Source organism: Fodinibius sp., from assembly GCF_041642155.1.
In the GTDB taxonomy this organism is placed as follows: Bacteria; Bacteroidota; Rhodothermia; order Balneolales; family Balneolaceae; genus Fodinibius.
On the sequence record NZ_JBEPWZ010000213.1, the window covers coordinates 1 to 5,316 of the forward strand.

General features: G+C 49.1%; 5 protein-coding genes. 1 reads left to right on the forward strand and 4 read right to left on the reverse strand.

Annotation, left to right across the window (positions count from 1 at the left end; translation table 11 throughout):
* Window positions 1-137 precede the first annotated feature (137 nt).
* On the reverse strand, window positions 138-1,322 hold the full coding sequence (locus ACESLU_RS11225) for a metallophosphoesterase (RefSeq protein ID WP_372638740.1): 1,185 nt from the start codon (window positions 1,320-1,322) through the stop codon (window positions 138-140).
* A gap of 400 nt (window positions 1,323-1,722) precedes the next feature.
* Here ACESLU_RS11225 and ACESLU_RS11230 point away from each other — a divergent pair, with 400 nt between their 5' ends.
* Window positions 1,723-2,607 carry an anti-sigma factor gene (locus ACESLU_RS11230; RefSeq protein WP_372638741.1) on the forward strand — a complete coding sequence of 295 codons (885 nt, stop codon included), beginning with the start codon at window positions 1,723-1,725 and terminating at the stop codon, window positions 2,605-2,607.
* 18 nt (window positions 2,608-2,625) lie between these two features.
* Here ACESLU_RS11230 and ACESLU_RS11235 read toward each other — a convergent pair whose 3' ends face one another.
* From ACESLU_RS11235 to ACESLU_RS11245, 3 genes are all read right to left on the reverse strand, one after another.
* Window positions 2,626-3,381: a hypothetical protein gene (locus ACESLU_RS11235; protein WP_372638742.1), complete on the reverse strand. Its 756-nt coding sequence runs from the start codon at window positions 3,379-3,381 to the stop codon at window positions 2,626-2,628.
* 124 nt (window positions 3,382-3,505) lie between these two features.
* Window positions 3,506-4,636 carry a tRNA 2-thiouridine(34) synthase MnmA gene (gene mnmA, locus ACESLU_RS11240; protein ID WP_372638743.1) on the reverse strand — a complete coding sequence of 377 codons (1,131 nt, stop codon included), beginning with the start codon at window positions 4,634-4,636 and terminating at the stop codon, window positions 3,506-3,508.
* A 346-nt stretch (window positions 4,637-4,982) separates the two neighbouring features.
* The coding region (locus tag ACESLU_RS11245) for an HNH endonuclease (protein ID WP_372638744.1) at window positions 4,983-5,316 on the reverse strand (334 nt) is incomplete at its 5' end.

Below are 5,316 nucleotides of genomic sequence, written 5' to 3' on the forward strand. Positions count from 1 at the left end.
TCAACCCCTGAGCGTATTCAAAACCACAGGTTATAAGGCACATGTGAGGATTTTGAATGTACGAAAATGCAGATATTGGCCAAAAGAACGGTTTTGCAAAGGCTTCGTCCCAAATAACCAACAACCTAAACGGCGTGCTATTTCGGCTGTAGTTCTATCACCGTAACAGTGGGGGGCGCATTATAGCGTATCGGTCCCAGGGTAAATCCCAGTCCGTTATTTATATGGATGGGCAGTGTCCCCTCCCAATACAAACCGCTGACATAATCAGTCTCCCGCTCCGAAGCTGAAAAATCCATCCCCATAAACGGAACGCGTATCTGTCCCCCGTGCGTATGACCGGCCAGCATCATGTCGTATCCATGTTTTATGGCACTGTCGATCAGGCGGTCGTTAACCTGATGGGAAGCAAAAATTTTCAGTGCGGCATCTCCTGCGCGGCGGGAGAGTGAATCCACGGTTTCCGGATTCGAACGCTGGCTGTACACTTCCGTAACGCCCGTCATCACAGCAAAGGAGGAGCTGTCCACCGGGATCCCGATATTCTCATCCTCCAGGAGAGAAATCCCCGCTTCATTGAGCGCCTGCTTTACCGCCGCGGTGCCCGCCCAGTAATCGTGATCGCCGACGACGGCATATACGCCATGCCGGGCTTTCGCTTTCCCGAACGCGCGGGCGGACATATCGACGAAGTCCGTTCCATACGAAATGAGGTCCCCGGTAAAAATGACCAGATCCGGATTCTGCTCATTCAGTTTCCTGATATAACCGCTTATCTCTTGGCGGCCCGTATACTCATCACCCTGGATATCGGAAATGTGCGCTACTTTGAACCCGTGGAGCGGTTCAGGAAGATCTTCTACAGGCAGCGTTATGTTTTCCACGGCAACCCGGGTGGTATCACGGTACACTTTCCACCCCGTGTACGAAAAAATAACCACAAAGAGCATAAAAATAAGCCGTGCGTGGATACGATCCATGCGACGGGGATCCCATGAAAAAAAGCGGGTTATCCCTTTCGCCAGGTCGGCTACAAGCACCCAGGTTGCCAGCTGAAAGACAAACAGCAGTCCGAACCAGAACCAGTATGCCAGTGGTTTAGGGTATTTGAGCAGATCAATATCGCCGGAAAAGTAAAAATCAATGATGCCGATAAGCGGGAACAGATAAAAAGAACATACCACAGCCGGCAGGATATGTTTGCTCCATGCCGATCCGCCCAAAAGTTGTCTGGCAGAAACGTTTACCCGCCAAACCAGGTATATGACCGCCGGGGCCATCAACAGTGATACCAAAAGCGTCATTCTGAGAAGCCAGGGCATTATTCAAAATAGATTAAAAGTTCTTTGTATATTGTTTTTTGATGGTCAAGGAACCTGTTGGACTTAGAGGATCGTAACCAGAATCAGACAATTTGAGTCAGATTCCGGGGGCTCTTGAGGCAAATCGTGGGCCTGTTTAATGAAGTAGAGCTCAAAATCTGGCCAAATTCGACGGACTCGCAGTAGATTTTTCTGAGTTCGACAGGCTCCTTAGCCTAACGTTATTTTCTGATTTCAACAAATTTAATTAATGGTTAATCTATTGCACTGCTTTTTGGGTAACAAAACAGTATAACAACGTGATTATATTCACTATGCCGCAACATCGAAAACGCATTCCGCGGTGATTTCTAGGGTGCAATTGAACTAATAAAACGCATTGGGGAGCATACATCCGCTGATGGCTAATGAGCATTCACATAACGAACCATTCAAGGAACTCTGTGCCGGCTATGTCCTGCAGGCACTTGACGAAGACGAGCGTAAAGCATTCGAAAAGATGCTGGAAAATGCTACGGAAGAACAGCAGCGCCTTTACCGGGAGATGCGGTCGATCGCCAATCAGCCGTCCTTTACGAAAGAACCAGGTGAAACTTCCGAATCACTGAAAAATCGGCTAATAAACCAACTCCCATCGGAGGAGGATGATGCGGGAGCGGAAGAAACTGCCTCACCACCCGTTCCTGCTGTTGATGAAGACCCTTCTTCGGAAAAAGATGGGGATGAGGAGGAGGAGGAGAAAGAGGTAGAGGCCTTCAACTGGGCGGCCTTTTCGGCGGCTGCTTCGTTTGCCCTGCTGATCCTGAGCCTGAGCCTGCTCTTCTACTCCTTTAACCTGAGTTCCGAAATTAATGATCAACAGGCAGAAATTACCGAATTGACGAATGAACTCAGCCAGAAAGAAGAAATACTGGCCATCCTGGAGTCACAGGACGTCGATATGGTACTGATGTCCGGACTGGAAATCAATCCGGATGGCTACGGCAAAGTAATATGGGATTCTGAAAACCGTCGGGCACTGCTCCAGGTATCAAATCTGCCGGCCACGCCCCCCGATAAAGAGTACCAGTTATGGATCATTCGGAACAACGAGCCGGTGAGTGCCGGTGTTTTTGCCGTTAACAACACCAGTAACGCCTTTTTCAAATTCGAGGAGATGGCCGATGCCCGCAACGATTCCACCCGTGCTTTTGCCGTCACGATGGAACCCGAAGGGGGTATGCCGCAACCCACCGGAGATATGTACCTGCTGGGTAACATGAACCGCAATGGCGGGGGACCATAGGTAGAGGACGAAAAAGAGTCACCGGTTATTCATCTTCTGGAAAAGATACTCCTGCATGCTGAGTACTTTAACTCCTGACGGTACCTCAGTCATGGCGGGATCAACGGACACTTCCTTTATCTCCATAGCTTCCAGGGCAGAAATGAGTTTCCCGTTTTTATAGGCTTCCAGCTTCAGCGGAAAATAGTTTTCCTTGAAAACAAGATCCATCGGGAAATCATCGCTCATCACAGCGTCAGTATCACCTCCCCACGGCTCAGCCAACATCCCCCAGTTCACATCAATTTCGTTCGTCATCCAGACTTCAGAATAGTTATTGTCGGGATCTCCTTCATCCCTGAAAACAAACTTTTCACTCCGGTAACCTTTAATTGTTTGCGTTTCACCGGTTCGATTTTGCTGGATATCATAGTCTTCATCCAGGGCTTCGCCACCATTGCTGCCATTATTAAACATATTCATAAGAGAAGTGATATCCGTTTTGGCAATTTTCAGGGCTTCACCTCCGCCCGTCAAGAACACAAAATCCTGTGAGTCCAGGCGGACCAGCACCCCGTCGGTCTTCAGGGACTCCATAAAGTCATATTTCTTCTCCCCCTGCAGTAGTATCCGTTCCGGCGTAATATACAGCATAAAACTATCGCCACTCGTCTCCTCTCCGTCTGTATATTCGTAGCTGTTATAGGTTATTTCCCCTTCAAACTGGGCAGCAGCCGGTTGCGTAAAACAAGCCGCCATAAGCATTGCGGATACATAATAGGTTGCCTTTTTCATGGTGGATAATGGTAAATTTAAGCTTGCGGGTCACCTTGCCGGTAACAGCTAAATACATGTACAAAAAAATAGCCCGCCGAATATAATCTTCGACAGGCTACCTAACGAATGAAACAAAATAAAATTATGCTTCCTGCAATACGTCCATATCAACATTTACTTTGTGGATCCATCCGCCGGCGACCACGTCCCCGCCTTCGTAGCAGACGACCGCCTGTCCGGGTGCAATAGCCTCGCGCCCGGTCGGAAACGTGACTTCGATTTCATCTTCTCCCAGCTGCTTCAGATGTCCCATAACACCGTCATCGTTATACCGGATTGCCCCCGTCACTTCCATTTCGCCGCCGGGCACTTCCCCATACTTGCTCAGGTTCACATTCCTGGCGCGGCAAGTGGTACTCACCAGGTCTTTCTTCTCACCGATGGTAATCACATTGGTATCGGGATTTATATCGGTTACGTATACCCGTTTCCCAAGTGCCAGGTCCAGCCCGCGACGCTGGCCGATGGTATAGAACGGGTATCCCTCATGCTCCCCGACAATATTGCCCTGCTGGTCCACAAACTTACCGCCTTTGACGCGCTCTTCGAGTCCATCCACGCGATCTTTCAGGAAGCGTCGATAGTCGTCGTCCGGCACAAAACAGATTTCATAGGAATCCGGTTTGGTGGCCACTTTATCCAGGCCGAACTCTTCTGCCAGCTCTCTGATCCGGGTTTTTTCAAAATTACCCAACGGAAATTTTGTGCGCGCAAGATGCTTTTGCTCGACTCCCCACAGGGCGTACGACTGGTCCTTCCTGGGATCCCGTCCACGGGAGATCACCTGCCGGCCGTTCTCCTCGCGTACCCGGGCGTAGTGTCCCGTAGCAATAAAATCGCAACCCAGGTTATCCGCACGGCGCAGCAGGGCAGCCCATTTGATATGGGTATTGCACAAAACGCAGGGATTCGGCGTGCGTCCGCTCATATAATCATCGACAAACCGGTCGATAACCCAGTCGCCGAACTCTTCACGGATATCCACGATAAAATGCTTGAATCCGTGTTTAACGGCAATCTGCCGGGCGTCATTCATGGATTCGAGCGTACAACAGCCGGTTTCTTTATCCGACTTGCCGCCCACGCGCGAGTAATCCCACGTTTTCATCGTGATGCCGATGACATCATATCCTTGTTCCTTGAGCATAACCGCCGCAACGGAGGAATCCACTCCCCCGCTCATGGCTACTAATACTCGTCCTTTGCTACTCATGTTTGGTTGCTGATAATTGGTAATTTGTTATTTATTGAGGCTTTTGAAAAACCGCTCTTTTGCCCAGTATCGGCATGTCCGCGAATTCCTGGTTTTTCAAAGACCTCTTGTTATAAATTAAGAGTTATGGATAACCGGCAGGATCTCCATATTCCATCTTAACAATAACCGGTCAATAATAGCGAAGCCTGAAAAGTAAGGATTTTTTATGTAAATAGTGTGAAGGAGTACGTTGCGTACCGGTTATCCCGTATTCATCCGTTACCTAAAATAACGACGATTATACCTTCTTCATGTTCACGTGGTGTTATACGGGTGACAGGGAGCAAACTACAAAATAGTTACCCTACATATAGAGATAAGGCTTCCAGTCCTCCGACACGCCGCCTAAAAGAGACTGCAGAAAAGTAATATGAATCGGACGATAAGGCTTTCGTTTAAGGGGCATATCCGCTTCTTCCGGGGTCCGGTTTCCTTTATTCACGTTGCACGAATCACAGGCGGCGACCAGATTTTCCCAGCTATCGCCGCCTCCGCGGCTCCGGGGCAAGATATGATCGATCGTCAAATTACGGGAAGAGCCACAATACTGGCAGGTATTGGCGTCACGTTTCAGGATATTATGCCGGGTCAGCACAATTTTATTATAGGGAATGTTGATATAGCGGCGCAGGCGTATA